Source organism: Pseudomonas sp. C5pp (genome assembly GCF_000814065.1).
GTDB classification, from domain to species: domain Bacteria; phylum Pseudomonadota; class Gammaproteobacteria; order Pseudomonadales; family Pseudomonadaceae; genus Aquipseudomonas; species Aquipseudomonas asiatica.
Genome location: NZ_JWLN01000004.1, coordinates 60,320 through 75,378, shown reverse-complemented (window position 1 = coordinate 75,378; position 15,059 = coordinate 60,320). Strand labels below are relative to the sequence as shown.

Annotated in this window: 16 protein-coding genes; 9 read left to right on the top strand and 7 right to left on the bottom strand. The window is 63.1% G+C overall.

The window, feature by feature from the left end; translation table 11 throughout:
• The first annotated feature begins 84 nt into the window (after window positions 1-84).
• Together RR51_RS04635 and RR51_RS04630 are read left to right on the top strand one after the other, a co-directional pair.
• On the top strand, window positions 85-297 hold the full coding sequence (locus tag RR51_RS04635) for a cold-shock protein (RefSeq protein ID WP_003257941.1): 213 nt from the start codon (window positions 85-87) through the stop codon (window positions 295-297).
• Between the two features lie 91 nt (window positions 298-388).
• Entirely contained in the window at window positions 389-877 is a 489-nt protein-coding gene (locus RR51_RS04630; protein ID WP_039612753.1) for an RDD family protein, read from the top strand.
• A gap of 182 nt (window positions 878-1,059) precedes the next feature.
• Here the strand turns inward: RR51_RS04630 and lptG are convergent, their stop codons facing one another.
• From lptG to RR51_RS04615, 3 genes are read right to left on the bottom strand one after another with little or no spacing between them, the layout of a single operon-like run.
• Window positions 1,060-2,121, bottom strand: coding sequence for an LPS export ABC transporter permease LptG (lptG, locus tag RR51_RS04625; protein WP_015269076.1), 1,062 nt, complete (start codon window positions 2,119-2,121; stop codon window positions 1,060-1,062).
• On the bottom strand, window positions 2,114-3,229 hold the full coding sequence (gene lptF / locus RR51_RS04620) for an LPS export ABC transporter permease LptF (protein ID WP_015269075.1): 1,116 nt from the start codon (window positions 3,227-3,229) through the stop codon (window positions 2,114-2,116). The genes lptG and lptF overlap by 8 nt, the downstream gene beginning before the upstream one ends.
• On the bottom strand, window positions 3,226-3,516 hold the full coding sequence (locus RR51_RS04615) for a hypothetical protein (protein ID WP_003257935.1): 291 nt from the start codon (window positions 3,514-3,516) through the stop codon (window positions 3,226-3,228). The genes lptF and RR51_RS04615 overlap by 4 nt, the downstream gene beginning before the upstream one ends.
• 14 nt (window positions 3,517-3,530) lie before the next feature.
• Here RR51_RS04615 and RR51_RS04610 point away from each other — a divergent pair, with 14 nt between their 5' ends.
• The 5 genes from RR51_RS04610 to rlmF all read left to right on the top strand — a co-directional run bounded on the left by RR51_RS04610 (window position 3,531) and on the right by rlmF (window position 10,064).
• Entirely contained in the window at window positions 3,531-5,024 is a 1,494-nt protein-coding gene (locus tag RR51_RS04610) for a leucyl aminopeptidase (protein WP_039612752.1), read from the top strand.
• A gap of 49 nt (window positions 5,025-5,073) precedes the next feature.
• Window positions 5,074-5,505, top strand: a complete 432-nt coding sequence (locus tag RR51_RS04605) for a DNA polymerase III subunit chi (protein ID WP_003257931.1) — start codon at window positions 5,074-5,076, stop codon at window positions 5,503-5,505.
• A 5-nt stretch (window positions 5,506-5,510) separates the two neighbouring features.
• On the top strand, window positions 5,511-5,876 hold the full coding sequence (locus tag RR51_RS04600) for a hypothetical protein (RefSeq protein ID WP_024086347.1): 366 nt from the start codon (window positions 5,511-5,513) through the stop codon (window positions 5,874-5,876).
• A gap of 209 nt (window positions 5,877-6,085) precedes the next feature.
• Complete coding sequence (locus RR51_RS04595; protein ID WP_013971095.1) at window positions 6,086-8,932, top strand: valine--tRNA ligase; 2,847 nt, start codon at window positions 6,086-6,088, stop codon at window positions 8,930-8,932.
• A gap of 178 nt (window positions 8,933-9,110) precedes the next feature.
• Window positions 9,111-10,064: a 23S rRNA (adenine(1618)-N(6))-methyltransferase RlmF gene (gene rlmF / locus RR51_RS04590; RefSeq protein ID WP_039612751.1), complete on the top strand. Its 954-nt coding sequence runs from the start codon at window positions 9,111-9,113 to the stop codon at window positions 10,062-10,064.
• Between the two features lie 50 nt (window positions 10,065-10,114).
• Here the strand turns inward: rlmF and RR51_RS04585 are convergent, their stop codons facing one another.
• A complete protein-coding gene (locus RR51_RS04585; protein WP_003257928.1) occupies window positions 10,115-10,396 on the bottom strand; it encodes an HU family DNA-binding protein in 282 nt (93 codons plus the stop codon).
• 370 nt (window positions 10,397-10,766) lie between these two features.
• Between RR51_RS04585 and yejK the strand changes: the two genes are divergently transcribed.
• On the top strand, window positions 10,767-11,774 hold the full coding sequence (gene yejK / locus RR51_RS04580; protein ID WP_013971093.1) for a nucleoid-associated protein YejK: 1,008 nt from the start codon (window positions 10,767-10,769) through the stop codon (window positions 11,772-11,774).
• 122 nt (window positions 11,775-11,896) lie between these two features.
• Here the strand turns inward: yejK and RR51_RS04575 are convergent, their stop codons facing one another.
• A complete protein-coding gene (locus RR51_RS04575) occupies window positions 11,897-12,193 on the bottom strand; it encodes a GIY-YIG nuclease family protein (RefSeq protein WP_039612750.1) in 297 nt (98 codons plus the stop codon).
• 57 nt (window positions 12,194-12,250) lie between these two features.
• On the opposite strand from RR51_RS04575, the gene RR51_RS04570 reads away from it, so the two are divergent.
• Window positions 12,251-13,123, top strand: a complete 873-nt coding sequence (locus tag RR51_RS04570; protein ID WP_039612749.1) for a hypothetical protein — start codon at window positions 12,251-12,253, stop codon at window positions 13,121-13,123.
• Here the strand turns inward: RR51_RS04570 and RR51_RS04565 are convergent.
• Both RR51_RS04565 and RR51_RS04560 read right to left on the bottom strand, forming a co-directional pair.
• Window positions 13,102-13,587: a nuclear transport factor 2 family protein gene (locus RR51_RS04565; protein ID WP_003257925.1), complete on the bottom strand. Its 486-nt coding sequence runs from the start codon at window positions 13,585-13,587 to the stop codon at window positions 13,102-13,104. The genes RR51_RS04570 and RR51_RS04565 overlap by 22 nt on opposite strands.
• A gap of 178 nt (window positions 13,588-13,765) precedes the next feature.
• A complete protein-coding gene (locus tag RR51_RS04560; protein ID WP_039612748.1) occupies window positions 13,766-15,046 on the bottom strand; it encodes a CynX/NimT family MFS transporter in 1,281 nt (426 codons plus the stop codon).
• Window positions 15,047-15,059 lie beyond the last annotated feature (13 nt).

Below are 15,059 nucleotides of genomic sequence, written 5' to 3'. Positions count from 1 at the left end.
CTGCAACCCAGCCCAGTAATCTTTTGCTTCCTTTATTGCAAAAGAAACTGTCATCAAAATTCAAGCTTCATAGGAAATAAGACAATGGCTGAGCGTCAGAACGGTACCGTCAAGTGGTTCAATGACGAAAAAGGTTACGGCTTCATCACCCCAGAAAGCGGTCCGGATCTGTTCGTGCACTTCCGCGCTATCGAAGGTAACGGCTTCAAGAGCCTGAAAGAAGGCCAGAAGGTCACCTTCGAAGCAGTCCAGGGCCAGAAAGGCATGCAGGCTGACAAAGTTCAGGTCGCCGGCTAAGCCGAACCCGACTTCGAGAAAAGCCCCTGCCAAGTGCAGGGGCTTTTTTTTGCCCGTAGAATAGCGGCTTCGTCTTCTGGAGCCGTTTTGCATGTCCAAGCCTCTGCTCACACCCCAGGGTGATTTTCCTCCGGTCGGCCTGGGCCGGCGCCTGGCGGCGATGTTCTACGACTTCCTGCTGTGCACGGCGTTGCTGATCGTGACCGCAGGTGCCTACAAGATGATCCAGATGGCGATCATCGGCGAAGCCCGCATGCGCGAGCTGACCGAGGCTGGCGCTCTGGACGGCGACCCGCTGCTGTCGACGGTGCTGCTGTTCGTCCTTTTCGGTTTCTTTGCCAAGTTCTGGACCCATGGCGGGCAGACCCTGGGCATGCAGGTGTGGGGCGTGCGGGTGCAGAACGCCGATGGCACGGCCATCAGCCTGTGGCAGGCGCTGCTGCGCTTCGTGGTGTCGATTGCCTCGTGGCTGTGCCTGGGGCTGGGTTTTTTCTGGGCGTTGATCGACAAGCGCCAGAGGGGCTGGCATGACATCTATTCGGAAAGCCAGCTGGTGCGGGTGCCGAAGCAGAAGAAATGAGCTGAGACCTGTATTGCCTGTGCTGGCCCCTTCGCGGGTAAACCCGCTCCCACAGGTGCAGCACAGGCATCACGACCGGTGCGATTCCTGTGGGAGCGGTTTTACCCGCGAAGGGGCCCGCACAGGTGAACACCCATGAAAAAGCCGACCCCGAGGTCGGCTTTTTTGTACAGCTCAGGCCATCAACCTGCCCGGCGCAACAACCACACACCGGCCAGCGCACAGATGCCTGCCGGGATCACCACCGCCAGCAGCGGCGGGAAGCCGAACACCTGGCTCGAGGGCCCCAGCAGGTCCTGGGCGATGCGGAACACGAAGCCTACCAGTACACCGGTGAACACGCGCTGGCCAAGGGTTACCGAACGCAGCGGGCCGAAGATGAAGGAAATGGCCATCAGCACCAGCGCCGCGGTCACCATCGGCTGCAATACCTTGGTCCAGAACGCCAGCCAGTAACGGGCATTGTTCAGGCCCTGGTCGGACAGGTAGTGGATGTAGTCCCACAGCCCGGTGATGGACAGCGACTCCGGCGCGAGGATCACAGTATTGAGCAGTTGCGGCGTGAGCGAAACGTCCCAGCGTTCCTGCGGCGCGGTCACCACTTCGGTGTGGTCGCCACGGAAGAAGGTGGTGCGCACGTCGCTGAGCATCCAGTGGTCGTCCTGGTACTGTGCACGGCGGGCGAAACTCGAGGTGACAATCTTGCGCTCGCTGTCGAAGCGGTAACGGGTCACACCCAGCAGCAGGCCGTTAGGCTGCACGGCGTTGATGTGCACGTACTCCTCGCCCTGGCGGTGCCACATGCCGCGCTTGGAGCTTTGCGCCTCACCACCGCCCTGGGCCAGGGAACGGTCGGCCTGGGCCTTGTTCTCGGTCACCGGCGCCACGTACTCGCCGATCAGCAGACCGACCAGCATCAGTACCAGCATCGGCTTCATCACCGCCCAGACGATGCGCCCGATGGAAACCCCTGCAGCACGCATGATGGTCAGTTCGCTGCTGCTGGCCAGGCTACCCAGGCCGATCAGGCAGCCGATCAAGGCGGCCATCGGCAGCATTTCGTACAGCCGCCGCGGTGCGGTCAGCAGGACGAAGTTGCCCGCCTCCATCACCGTGTAGGTGTCACTCAGGTCGCTCATCTCGTCGATGAAGGCAAACAGCGAAGCCAGGCCGAGGATGATCCCCAGCACGGCGAGGATGGCCAGCAGCACGCTCTGGCCGATGTAGCGGTCGAGCTTACCCATGGGCCACCTCCGCACGACGGGCGGCGCGCTTGAGGCGCAGCGGCTCCCAGTACATCAGGCCCAGGCCGATCAGCAGGAACAGGCCGTGGACCCACCACATGCCCAGGGCGATCGGCAGTTTGCCCTTCTCGAGGGCGCCGCGTACGGAAATCAGCATTGTCAGGTAGGCCATGTACAGAAGAATTGCCGGCAGCAGCTTGAGGAAGCGGCCCTGGCGCGGGTTGACCCGGGACAGCGGCACCGCCAGCATGGTGACGATGAACACCAGGATCGGCAGCGACAGCCGCCATTGCAGCTCGGCGCGCTCACGCAGGCCCTTCTTGCCGATCAGCTCGGAAGTGGGGATGGCTTCGCGATCGGTCACTTCCTCGGCGACTTCCGGCTTGGGCAGCAGCACTCCGTAGGTGTCGTACTTGATTGCACGGTAATCCGCCTGGCCCGGGTTGCCGTCGTAACGGTAGCCGTTTTCCAGCACCAGGTAGCGGTTGCCGTCGGCCTGGATTTCCTGGTGGCCTTTTTCGGCAACCAGCACCGACGGGGCGCGGTCCTTGGTCTTGTCCTGGTTGAAGCGCTTCTCGGAAATGAACACCCCGGCCAGGTTGATGCGGTCGTCCGACAGCTCTTCGGTGTAAGTCACCCGCGAGCCGTCGCGCAGGGTCTGGAAGCGGCCCGGCACCAGGGTGTCGAACTCGGTCAGGGCATCCTGCTGGGCGATGATCTGCTGCACCTGGGCCACGCCCAGCGGTGCCAGGCTCAGGCTAAGCCAGGCCACCAGCAGGGCGACCAGGGCGGCCGGCGCCATGGTCAGGCCCAGCAGGCGCTGCTGGCTCATGCCGGTGGCCGACAGCACGGTCATCTCGCTTTCCAGGTACAGGCGCCCGTATGCCAGGAGAATGCCGAGGAACAGCCCCAAAGGCAGGATCAGCTGCAGGAAGCCCGGCAGACGGAAGCCCATGATCAGGAACAGCACGCTCGGGTCGAGCACACCCTGGGCAGCCTGGGCCAGGTACTTGATGAAGCGCCCGCTCATGATGATCACCAGCAGCACGGCGCTGACGGCGCTCAAGGTCACCAGGACCTCGCGGGACAGATAACGAAAGACGATCAAACCAGACACTCCTGGGTTGTCAGGGCGGACTGCCAATCAATGGCGCCAGACAATGACTTAGTACAGCCAAGACCAATGCCGGTTCGCCAAAGGCGAACCTCCATGTAAAGTGCGCGCATTATCCTGTGATTGACCGCCCCTGTCACTTCGCCGCGCATGAAGGCGCATAACGGGGTTGTCAGCACGCTTGCCGCAGGCTCAAACTGGCAGCTTTTCCGCTGGCGCGCGACGACGCGGCCAGGCCCGTCCAGAGCGCTGGAATACACAGCGCCGACTGTATCGATCATTCGGGGATCCTGACATGGAACTGGTTGTAAAAAGCGTAGCTGCTGCATCCGTAAAAACCGCCACCCTGGTCCTCCCGGTAGGTGAAAACCGCAAGCTCGGCGCCGTGGCCAAGGCCGTCGACCAGGCCAGCGAAGGCGCCATCAGTGCCGTGCTCAAACGTGGCGACCTGGTCGGCAAGCCGGGCCAGACCCTGCTCCTGCAGAACCTCGCGGGCCTGAAGGCCGAGCGCGTGCTGCTGGTAGGCAGCGGCAAGGACGAAGCCCTGGGCGACCGCGCCTGGCGCAAACTGGTCGCCAGCGTCGCCGGCGTGCTCAAGGGCCTGAACGGCGCTGACGCAGTGCTGGCCCTGGACGACATCGCGGTCAGCAACCGTGATGCCCACTATGGCAAGTACCGCCTGCTGGCCGAAACCCTGCTCGACGGCGAATACGTGTTCGATCGCTTCAAGAGCCAGAAGGCCGAGCCGCGCGCCCTGAAGAAGGTCACCCTGCTGACCGACAAGGCCGGCCAGGCCGAGGTCGAACGTGCCGTCAAGCATGCCAGTGCCATCGCCACCGGCATGGCCTTCACGCGCGACCTGGGCAACCTGCCGCCCAACCTGTGCCACCCAAGCTTCCTGGCCGAACAGGCCAAGGACCTGGGCAAGGCGCACAAGGCGCTGAAAGTCGAAGTGCTGGACGAGAAGAAGATCAAGGACCTCGGCATGGGCGCGTTCTACGCCGTCGGCCAGGGCAGCGACCAGCCGCCACGCCTGATCGTGCTCAACTACCAGGGCGGCAAGAAGGCGGACAAGCCGTTCGTGCTGGTGGGCAAGGGCATTACCTTCGACACCGGCGGCATCAGCCTGAAGCCTGGCGCCGGCATGGACGAAATGAAGTACGACATGTGCGGTGCCGCCAGCGTGCTCGGCACCCTGCGTGCGGTGCTCGAGCTGCAGCTGCCGGTCAACCTGGTGTGCCTGCTGGCCTGCGCCGAGAACATGCCGAGCGGCGGCGCCACCCGGCCGGGTGACATCGTCACCACCATGAGCGGGCAGACCGTGGAAATCCTCAACACCGACGCCGAAGGCCGCCTGGTGCTGTGCGACACCCTGACCTACGCCGAGCGCTTCAAGCCGCAGGCAGTCATCGACATCGCTACCCTGACCGGTGCCTGCATCGTCGCCCTGGGCAGCCACACCACTGGCCTGATGGGCAACAACGACGACCTGGTCGGCCAGTTGCTCGACGCCGGCAAGCGCGCCGACGACCGTGCCTGGCAGCTGCCGCTGTTCGATGAGTACCAGGAGCAGCTGGACAGCCCGTTCGCCGACATGGGCAACATCGGCGGGCCGAAGGCCGGCACCATCACCGCCGGCTGCTTCCTGTCGCGCTTTGCCAAGGCCTACGACTGGGCGCACATGGACATCGCCGGCACTGCCTGGGTCAGCGGCGGCAAGGACAAGGGCGCCACTGGCCGCCCTGTACCCCTGCTGACCCAGTACCTGCTGGACCGCGCCGGCGCCTGACGCCATTGAGCCGGTGGCGCCGCGCGCGCCACCGGCCGGCGATACCACCATGAGCAAAGTCGATTTCTACATCCTGCCCACCGACTCGCTGTCGGCGCGGCTCGATTTCGCCTGCAAGCTATGCGAAAAGGCCTGGCGCCTCGGCCACCGGGTCTACCTGCATTGCCAGGACGCCGAGCAGCGCAACGAGCTGGACCAACGCCTGTGGCGCTTCAAGGGCGAGGCCTTCGTGCCCCACGACCTCGCGGAGGTGCATGCCGATGCCAGCGTGGCATTGGGCCTGGCCGCCGACAGTGCGGGCGACCACCACGACCTGTTGATCAACCTGGGCGCCGGCGTACCGGCCTTCGTCGGCCAGTTCGAGCGGGTGGCCGAAATCGTCGTTGAAGAGCCTGGCATCCGCCAATCGGCCCGTGAACGATTCCGTTTCTACCGTGAACAGGGCTATGCTCTGCAAGACCACCGCTTACAGCGACTTTGACGACGATGGACAAGCCCTCCCCCCTGCCCGATTCCGCCCATCTGCTCGATGACCTCGAGTCGATACGCCAGCTGCTTGGCGACGCCGACCTGCAACCACCGCTGCTGACCGAGACGGTGGAGCAGATCCCGTTGCTGCTGGAAGAAGCGCCCGGCAATCATGTGCCTACGGCCGAACCAATAGCTGCCGAACCCGAAGATGACCCGCAGACTCGTCGCCAGGACACCCTGCTGCATCTGGAAAGCGAACTGCGTGCGGCGGCGCAGATGATCATGCAGGACGTGATCAACGACTTTACCCCGCACATCGAGAACGAGATCAAGCGCCGGCTGGATGCGCGGATCGAGCGGTTGATCAAGCGTTCCGAGTAAAACCGAAATTCGGCGGTGCCTTCTTCGCGGGTAAACCCGCTCCCACAGGACCGGCGCAAGTCTGAAAGCTTGCGCAGCTCCTGTGGGAGCGGGTTTACCCGCGAGTAGGCCGCCCCTGCCTGCCAGATAGCAGCAGCTTGTCGCCTGCGGCCCCCAGCTTGGTTATACTTCCCGGCTTTCCCGAATAAATGCACAGGGTCCCGCCGCGCATGGATAAGACCTACCAGCCGCACGCCATCGAAACTTCCTGGTACAACACCTGGGAGTCCGAGAACTATTTCGCTCCACAAGGTGCAGGCGAGTCCTACACCATCATGATCCCGCCGCCGAACGTGACCGGCAGCCTGCACATGGGCCACGGGTTCAACAACGCGATCATGGACGCCCTGATCCGTTTCCGCCGCATGCAAGGCCGCGACACCCTGTGGCAGCCAGGCACCGACCACGCCGGTATCGCCACCCAGATGCTGGTCGAGCGCCAGCTAGAGGCCAAGGGCCAGAACCGTCATGACCTGGGCCGCGAAAAGTTCCTGGAAAAGGTCTGGGAATGGAAGGACCAGTCCGGCGGCAACATCAGCCGTCAGATCCGCCGTCTGGGCTCGTCGGTCGACTGGAGCCGCGAGCGTTTCACCATGGACGACGGCCTGTCCGAAGCGGTCAAGGAAGCCTTCGTGCGCCTGCATGAAGACGGCCTGATCTACCGCGGCAAGCGCCTGGTCAACTGGGACACCAAGCTGCACACGGCCATCTCCGACCTCGAAGTGGAGAACCACGACGAGAAGGGCCACCTGTGGAACCTGCGCTACCCACTGGCCGATGGCGCCAAGACCGCCGAAGGCAAGGACTACCTGGTCGTCGCCACCACCCGTCCGGAAACCCTGCTGGGTGACGCGGCCGTGGCAGTCAACCCGAACGACGAGCGCTACCAGGCACTGATCGGCAAGTTCGTCGAACTGCCGCTGGTCGGCCGCCGCATCCCGATCATCGCCGACGACTACTGCGACCCCGAGTTCGGTACCGGCTGCGTGAAGATCACCCCGGCCCACGACTTCAACGACTACGAAGTCGGCAAACGCCACAACCTGCCGCTGCTGAACATCTTCGACAAGAATGCCTTCGTGCTGGCCAGCGCGCAGGCCTTCAACCTCGACGGCAGCGTCAACGAGCAGGTGGACACCCGCCTGCCGGCCCAGTACGCCAACCTCGACCGCTTCGTCGCACGCAAGCAGATCGTCGCCGACCTGGATGCCCAGGGCCTGCTGGTGAGCATCGACGACCACGCGCTGAAAGTGCCGAAGGGCGACCGTTCGGGCACCGTCATCGAGCCGTGGCTGACCGACCAGTGGTACGTTTCCACCAAGCCGCTGGCAGAACCTGCCATCGCCGCAGTGGAAGATGGCCGCATCCAGTTCGTGCCCAAGCAGTACGAGAACATGTACTTCTCCTGGATGCGTGACATCCAGGACTGGTGCATCAGCCGCCAGCTGTGGTGGGGCCACCGCATCCCGGCATGGTACGACGAGGCCGGCCAAGTCTATGTCGGCCGCAACGAGGAAGAAGTGCGCGCCAAGCACAACCTGGGCGCCGACGTGGTCCTGCGCCAGGACGACGACGTACTCGACACCTGGTTCAGTTCGGGCCTGTGGACCTTCTCTACCCTGGGCTGGCCGGAACAGACCGAGTTCCTCAAGAAGTTCCACTCCACCGACGTGCTGGTAACCGGCTTCGACATCATCTTCTTCTGGGTTGCGCGCATGATCATGCTGACCATGCACCTGATCAAGAACGAGGATGGCACCCCGCAGGTACCGTTCAAGACCGTATACGTGCACGGCCTGGTACGTGACGGCCAGGGCCAGAAGATGTCCAAGTCCAAGGGCAACGTGCTGGACCCGCTGGACATCGTCGACGGCATCACCCTCGACGCCCTGCTGGAAAAACGCACCAGCGGCATGATGCAGCCCAAGCTTGCCGAGAAAATCGCCAAGCAGACCAAGGCCGAGTTCCCCGAAGGTATCGCCAGCTACGGCACCGACGCCCTGCGCTTCACCTTCTGCTCGTTGGCCTCCACCGGCCGCGACATCAAGTTCGACATGGGCCGCGTCGAAGGCTACCGCAACTTCTGCAACAAGATCTGGAACGCCGCCCGCTACGTGCTGGACAAGGGCGAGGACTGCGGCCAGAACGGCGAGGCCTACGAGCTGTCGCTGGCCGACCGCTGGATCATCTCGCAGCTGCAGCGTACCGAAGCCGAAGTGACCCGCCAGTTGGAGCAGTTCCGCTTCGACCTGGCCAGCCAGGCGCTGTACGAGTTCATCTGGAACCAGTATTGCGACTGGTACCTGGAGCTGTCCAAGCCGGTACTGTGGGACGAGAACGCCCCGGTCGAGCGCGCCCGTGGCACCCGCCGCACCCTGGTGCGCGTGCTGGAAGTGGCGCTGCGCCTGGCGCACCCGTTCATGCCGTTCATCACCGAAGAAATCTGGCAGCGCATCGCGCCGCTGGCCGGCATCGAAGGCAAGACCATCATGCTGCAGCCATGGCCGGTGGCCAATGAAAGCCGCATCGATGCTGCCGCCGAAGGCGACATCGAGTGGCTCAAGGAGCTGATGGTCGGCCTGCGCAACATCCGCGCCGAAATGAACATCGGCCCGGGCAAGCCGCTGCCGCTGTTCCTTAAGAACGCCAACGCCGACGACCAGCGTCGCCTGCAGGAAAACGAAGCCCTGCTGAAGAAGCTGGCCAAGGTCGAATCGTTCACCGTACTGGGCGATGCCGACGAAGCGCCGCTGTCGGCCACCGCCCTGGTCGGTGACCTGCAAGTGCTGGTGCCAATGGCCGGCCTGATCGACAAGGATGCCGAGCTGGCGCGCCTGAACAAGGAAATCCAGCGCCTGCAGGGTGAAGTGGCACGCGTGGGTGGCAAGCTGTCCAACGCCGCCTTCGTCGACAAGGCACCACCTGCCGTGATCGAGAAGGAACGCGCCAAGCTGGCCGAGTCCGAACAGGCCCTGGCCAACTTCACCGAGCAGCATGCGCGGATTGCAGCGCTTTAATCACTAGAGAAAAGCTGGGGCCGCTTTGCGGCCCTTTCGCGACACAAGGCCGCTCCTACAGGGACGGCGCCGGTTTGAAGGGCGCCGCTATCCTGTAGGAGCGGCCTTGTGTCGCGAAAGGGCTGCAAAGCAGCCCTAGGCTCTATCAGCCACCGCTCGTATAGGGCTGGACACTGCCATGACCCCGAACAAACCCACCCTGCACCCGCGCAACCGCCACCAGGGCCGCTACGACTTCCCCAGCCTGATAAAGGCCCACCCTGACCTGGCGCGCTTCACCATCACCAACCCCCACGGCAAACCCAGCATCGACTTCGCCAACCCCGAGGCCGTACGGGTGTTCAACCGTGCGCTGCTGAAGGCCCAGTACGGCATCCAGCACTGGGATATCCCCGCCGACTACCTGTGCCCGCCGATTCCCGGCCGCGCCGACTACATTCACGTCGCCGCCGACCTGCTGGCCGATGACAATGCCGGCGAGATCCCCAAGGGCGCCCAGGTGCGTGCGCTGGACATCGGCGTGGGGGCCAACTGCATCTACCCGCTGCTGGGCCACAGCGACTACCGCTGGCGCTTCCTTGGCTCGGACATCGACCCCGTGGCCCTGGCTTCGGCCAAGGCCATCGTCCAGGCCAACGGCCTGGGCAAGGCCATCACCCTGCGCCAACAGACCAACCGTGCGCACATCCTCAGCGGCCTGCTGCAGGAGGGCGAACGCTTCGACCTGACCCTGTGCAACCCGCCCTTCCATGCCTCACGCGACGAAGCCACCCGTGGTAGCCAGCGCAAGTGGAAGAACCTGGGCAAGCAGGACCCCAAGCGCAAGCTGCCGGTGCTCAACTTCGGTGGCCAGAACAACGAACTGTGGTGCGAAGGCGGCGAGATCCGCTTTGTCAGCCAACTGGTCAGTGAAAGCGTGCAGTACGCCGAACGGGTATTGTGGTTCACCAGCCTGGTGTCCAAGGCCAGCAACTTGCCGGGGATCGAGGCTGCGCTCAGGAAAGCGGGCGCCAAGGCCGTGCGCATCAGTGAAATGGGCCAGGGGCAGAAGCAAAGCCGCATGGTCGCCTGGAGCTTCCACGACGACGAGGCGCGCCAGGCCTGGCACGCCGGGCGTAAAACCCAGGCATGAAAAAACCGCGTCCGGGCAAGCCGGGCGCGGTTTCGTCAAAGCTTCAACAATTACTTGTTGATGGCGTCGGTCAGCACTTTGGCCGGAACGAACTTGACGACTTTCTTGGCAGCGATTTCGATGGCAGCGCCAGTCGAAGGGTTGCGGCCGGTACGGGCAGGACGCTCAGCGACTTTCAGTTTGCCGATGCCTGGCAGAGTGATTTCAGCGCCGTTTTCCAGCTGGTCGGCAACGATCTGGCCCAGTTGCTCCAGAGCGTTCTTGGCGGTGGCTTTTGGCGCGGCGATCGATTCGGCGATGTCGGCAATCAGTTGGTCTTTGGTCAATGCCATGGTGGTGTTCCTTCCCTATCAAATTCGATGGTTATGCAGCGGACTACGACGTTATCGGGCCAGCCCCTGAAAGTGGAGGGCCGCGCCAATCGCGTATGTAGATACGCAAATCGACGTTTGGTTCGACACGACGACAGCACGCTGCCAGCAATGCGCCACACAAGGGGCGCAAGACCGCGCAAAGCTACCACAGGAGCAGATAAATATCCGCTGCACGCTTCGATTTAATGCAGGTTTTTCGGGGGTTTTAGCCCAAAACGCACAAAATTGAACAAAAAACGAACAACCGGCATTTCTGCCAACATCCGGCCACTGCATCACCTGGTGTCTAGGGTAAACTGGACGACTTTTGCAGCTCGCCGAGAATTCCATGCCAATCCGTCATTGCATCGTTCACCTGATCGACAAAAAGCCCGATGGCAGCCCCGCCGTGCTGCATGCCCGCGATTCCGAACTGGCTGCCTCCGACGCCATCGAAAACCTGCTGGCCGACCTCAATGACAGCTACAACGCCAAGCAAGGCAAGGCCTGGGGCTTTTTCCACGGCGAGTCCGGCGCCTACCCGCTGAGCGGCTGGCTGAAGCAGTACCTGGACGAAGAAAAGGACTTTACCTCCTTCAGCCGTGTGGCCGTGGAGCACCTGCAAAAGCTGATGGAAGAGTCCAACCTGTCCACCGGCGGCCACATCCTGTTTGCCCACTACCAGCAAGGCATGACCGAATACCTGGCAATCGCCCTTCTGCACCACAGCGAAGGTGTGGCAGTGAACGCCGAGCTTGATGTGACGCCTTCGCGCCACCTCGACCTTGGCCAGTTGCACCTGGCGGCGCGCATCAACCTGTCGGAGTGGAAGAACAACCAGAACTCCAAACAGTACATTTCGTTCATCAAGGGCAAGAATGGCAAGAAGGTCTCGGACTACTTCCGTGACTTCATCGGCTGCCAGGAGGGCGTCGACGGCCCGGGCGAAACCCGCACCCTGCTCAAGGCCTTCAGCGACTTCGTCGAGAGTGAAGACCTGCCGGAAGAGTCTGCCCGCGAAAAAACCCAGACCCTGGTCGAGTACGCCACTACCCAGACCAAGCTCGGCGAGCCGGTCACGCTGGAAGAGCTGTCCAGCCTGATCGACGAGGACCGGCCCAAGGCGTTCTACGATCACATCCGCAACAAGGACTACGGCCTGTCGCCGGAAATCCCCGCAGACAAGCGCACCCTCAACCAGTTCCGCCGCTTCACCGGCCGTGCCGAGGGGTTGTCGATCAGCTTCGAAGCGCATCTGCTGGGGGACAAGGTCGAGTATGACGAAGCGGCAGGGACCTTGATCATCAAGGGCCTTCCGACCACCTTGGTGGATCAGTTGAAGCGGCGCAAGGACTGATGGCCCCGGGGCTGCTGCGCAGCCCATCGCCGGCAAGCCAGCCCCCACAGGTACTGCACAGGCCTGAGGTCTATGCAGCCGAAGTGGGAGCTGGCTTGCCGGCGATGGGGCACGAAGCGGCCCTAATTAGCAGCCACTACTGCGCCATAGGAGGCCACCAACGCCTCCTTCGCCGACTTGCGCAGCCGCTTCACCAGCCGCTCCTGGCGTAACGCCTCGCCCTTGTCCGGCCATTGCTCCACATACACCAGCGCCTGGGCCGGGCTGGTCTTGAAGTAGCGCGCGCCCTGCCCTTTCTGGTGCGCCAGAAAGCGCCGCTGCGGGTCATCGCTGATACCGCAATACAGCGATCCATTGGCAGCCCTTACCAAGTAGACATACCAGGGCTTTACTGCCTGATCCTGCACTTTTTCACTCATGACCCCTGCTCTTTCCATCATTAATTTGGTGAGCCCACTCCCCATAAGGGCTTCATCATGCTCACTTCAGTATCCCGCACCTTGCTTGCCGTCGCCCTATTGGCCGGCGTATCCACCGCCCAGGCCTCTATCGGCGCCCGGACCGCCGAGCAGTTGCAAAAAAACTATGACTCCACGCCCGCGCATTGTCCGGGCAACGCGGTACCTGCCCACGCCTGTTCGGGCGTCTTGCTAAGGTCGACCAAACCTTCACCGCGTTATCATTCCTGGCATCATAGCCAGAACAGCAAGGACAAAGGCGGAGTATCGTTTTCATACCTGCGCAGCGACATTCCCACCACGCAGCTGGCTGCCGACGGCCGTAGTGGCTTTACCCTGTACCCGCTGCTGCAACGCCCAAAAGATAGCTTGCGCTACGAAATGCTATGCGCCTTGCCCACTGACGGTGATACCTGGGAGCGTGACAACCGAGGTTGCGGCGACAATCGGCAGACGGCCGCAACCGAAGCGGCCTGCCATGAACAGGGGATAGTCACTGCCGAGCAATGGATGGAGCGATTCCGGCAAAGCGGCGACTACAAGGCCCAATGCGCATTCGATATCCGCCAGGCGCGGGTTCCTGAACGCGCTGAAGCCTTCAACCAGAGCGTACGTGCCAAACAGTTGTTTGCGCCCGAGCTACCTTTCCCGTGGAACGAAGTGGTGATCGGTGCCTGGGACGAAGAGCAGTCCAGCAGGCTGCCAATCCAGTCGTTCTTCCATATCGAAGGCGCTCACGGCGCATTGCAACAAGCTCAGGCCGATCAGCAGGATTGGCACAGGACCAACGGCACATTCATACCTGTCATTCGTATTCGTCTACCGAACGACCTCGATGAACGCGCCGCCTTCAGCTATCACGAGAGTGATCAGGCGGTAGCGCTGCCTTGAGCATGCTGGTATGCCCGCAGGCCTTTGAAAGCCTGCTGACGTACCTTGTTCTGCACCAGCGGCGACCAGCCCAGCAGCATGCCAGGCACACCCAGCGCCTGCCGCGACCAGCGCCACAAGTCGAATTGGTCATCGTGCTGGCAGATCAGCCCGTCACGGATCACGAAACGCGCCTGGATATCGTTGACCACGATGCGGCCGGTCTGGCTGAACAGGTAGGTGGCCACCCAATGTGCGGCGCCAGTGCGTTCATCGGCGCGGACGTTGTCGAAGGTCAGGGTGAAGTCCTTGGCCCGGCTGGTGAGCATTCGCCACATGTCGCCTGCATCCTTGCCACGCAAGGTGCCGAAGACCGGGTCGCTGAAGACGATATCGTCGCTGTAGCAGGCGACCATGGCCTCGGCGTCCAGGCGCTGGAAGGCCTGGTAGAAGCGGGTGATCAGGTCGCGGTTGGCGTCGCTCATGGGGGCTGGTCCGTCCTGGGAGTCGAAAGCAGCACGATAATCTTCCCCGGTTGGTTATGCCAGTACCGGCCCTTTCGCGGGTAAACCGCTCCCACAGGTACAACATGACTTCAAGATGTGTGCAATCCCTGTGGGAGCGGGTTTACCCGCGAAGAGGCCGGCAATGCCACATGCCCCTTCAGACTTTCTCGCTGCTCACCTGCACATGCAAAGCCCGCCCGGCCCCCAGGCCGAACACGATGGCCCCCGCCCCCAGCACGGCAAAAATCCACCCCACTGCCACCCAGCCCCCAGTCAGGTCATGTACCAGCCCCACCGCAAACGGCCCCATCGACGCCAGGGTATAACCCACCCCCTGCGCCATGCTCGACAGGTTCGCCGCCACATGGGCATCCTTCGAGCGCAGCACGATCAAGGTCAGCGCCAGGGCAAAGGTACCGCCCTGCCCCAGGCCCAGCACAACCGCCCAGCCCCACAGCCCGGAAAGCGGCGCATACAGGCAACCGAACAGGCCGGCCAGGGTAATCAGCATGACCAGCACGATCGCCAGGCGCTGGTCCTTGCCGCGAGTAGCCAGCCAGGGCGCACTGAGCGAACTGACCAGTTGCACGATCACCGACCCCGACAGCACCAGCCCCGCCTCGGTCGGGCTCAGGCCGCGACCGATCAGGATCGATGGCAACCAGCCAAAGACGATATAGGCCAGTGACGACTGCAGGCCCATGTACAGGGTCACCTGCCAGGCCAGCGGATCACGCCACAGCCCACGCACACGATAGGCCACCTTGTGCAGGCCATGACCTTGGCGGGCCTGCGGCAGCCATACCAGCATGGCCAGCAGGGCCGGCAACATCCAGAAGCCAAGCCCCAGCGCCCAGCTGCCGTCGAAATGCTGGGCCAGGGGCACCGTGGCGCCAGCCGCCATGGCGGCGCCCAGGCACAACGCCATGGTGTACACGCCGGTCAGCGTGCCAGCGTGCTGCGGGAAATCGCGCTTGACGATGCCCGGCAACAGCACGCCAATGATGCCGATACTGGCCCCGGCCATCAGGCTGCCGAGGAACACCCCGGTGGCCCCCAGGCTACTGCGCACGACAATGCCAAGCGCCAGGGTGGCGAGGATGCCGAGGATTACCCGCTCGCTGCCAAAACGCCTCGCCAGCACCGGCGCCAAGGGAGCGAACAGGCCCAGGCACAACACTGGCAAGGTGGTCAGCAAACCGGCCTGCGAGGCATTCAGCCCCAAGCCTTCGGACACCTCGCCCAGCACCGGCGCCATGCTCGACAATGCCGGGCGCAGGTTCAATGCCACCAGCACCAGGCCGAGCAACAACAGCCAAGGCCGCTGTATCTGTACCGGCTGCTGTTGGACCTGCTCGTCGTCAGCCTCGGCGTCGATCAGCAACTCATCGAGGTCCCGCTCGCTCGGAGGGGTGTTACGGGTGATGGAATCAGCCATGGCCTTCTCGGAG

Excerpts from the sequence above, each read along its gene's own strand:
- RR51_RS04635 (WP_003257941.1), top strand. The coding sequence starts at position 85 with ATGGCTGAGCGTCAGAACGGTACCGTCAAGTGGTTCAATGACGAAAAA.
- RR51_RS04630 (WP_039612753.1), top strand. The coding sequence starts at position 389 with ATGTCCAAGCCTCTGCTCACACCCCAGGGTGATTTTCCTCCGGTCGGC.
- lptG (WP_015269076.1), bottom strand. The coding sequence starts at position 2,121 with ATGGGTAAGCTCGACCGCTACATCGGCCAGAGCGTGCTGCTGGCCATC.
- RR51_RS04615 (WP_003257935.1), bottom strand. The coding sequence starts at position 3,516 with ATGATCGATACAGTCGGCGCTGTGTATTCCAGCGCTCTGGACGGGCCT.
- RR51_RS04610 (WP_039612752.1), top strand. The coding sequence starts at position 3,531 with ATGGAACTGGTTGTAAAAAGCGTAGCTGCTGCATCCGTAAAAACCGCC.
- RR51_RS04605 (WP_003257931.1), top strand. The coding sequence starts at position 5,074 with ATGAGCAAAGTCGATTTCTACATCCTGCCCACCGACTCGCTGTCGGCG.
- RR51_RS04600 (WP_024086347.1), top strand. The coding sequence starts at position 5,511 with ATGGACAAGCCCTCCCCCCTGCCCGATTCCGCCCATCTGCTCGATGAC.
- RR51_RS04595 (WP_013971095.1), top strand. The coding sequence starts at position 6,086 with ATGGATAAGACCTACCAGCCGCACGCCATCGAAACTTCCTGGTACAAC.
- rlmF (WP_039612751.1), top strand. The coding sequence starts at position 9,111 with ATGACCCCGAACAAACCCACCCTGCACCCGCGCAACCGCCACCAGGGC.
- RR51_RS04585 (WP_003257928.1), bottom strand. The coding sequence starts at position 10,396 with ATGGCATTGACCAAAGACCAACTGATTGCCGACATCGCCGAATCGATC.
- yejK (WP_013971093.1), top strand. The coding sequence starts at position 10,767 with ATGCCAATCCGTCATTGCATCGTTCACCTGATCGACAAAAAGCCCGAT.
- RR51_RS04575 (WP_039612750.1), bottom strand. The coding sequence starts at position 12,193 with ATGAGTGAAAAAGTGCAGGATCAGGCAGTAAAGCCCTGGTATGTCTAC.
- RR51_RS04570 (WP_039612749.1), top strand. The coding sequence starts at position 12,251 with ATGCTCACTTCAGTATCCCGCACCTTGCTTGCCGTCGCCCTATTGGCC.
- RR51_RS04565 (WP_003257925.1), bottom strand. The coding sequence starts at position 13,587 with ATGAGCGACGCCAACCGCGACCTGATCACCCGCTTCTACCAGGCCTTC.
- RR51_RS04560 (WP_039612748.1), bottom strand. The coding sequence starts at position 15,046 with ATGGCTGATTCCATCACCCGTAACACCCCTCCGAGCGAGCGGGACCTC.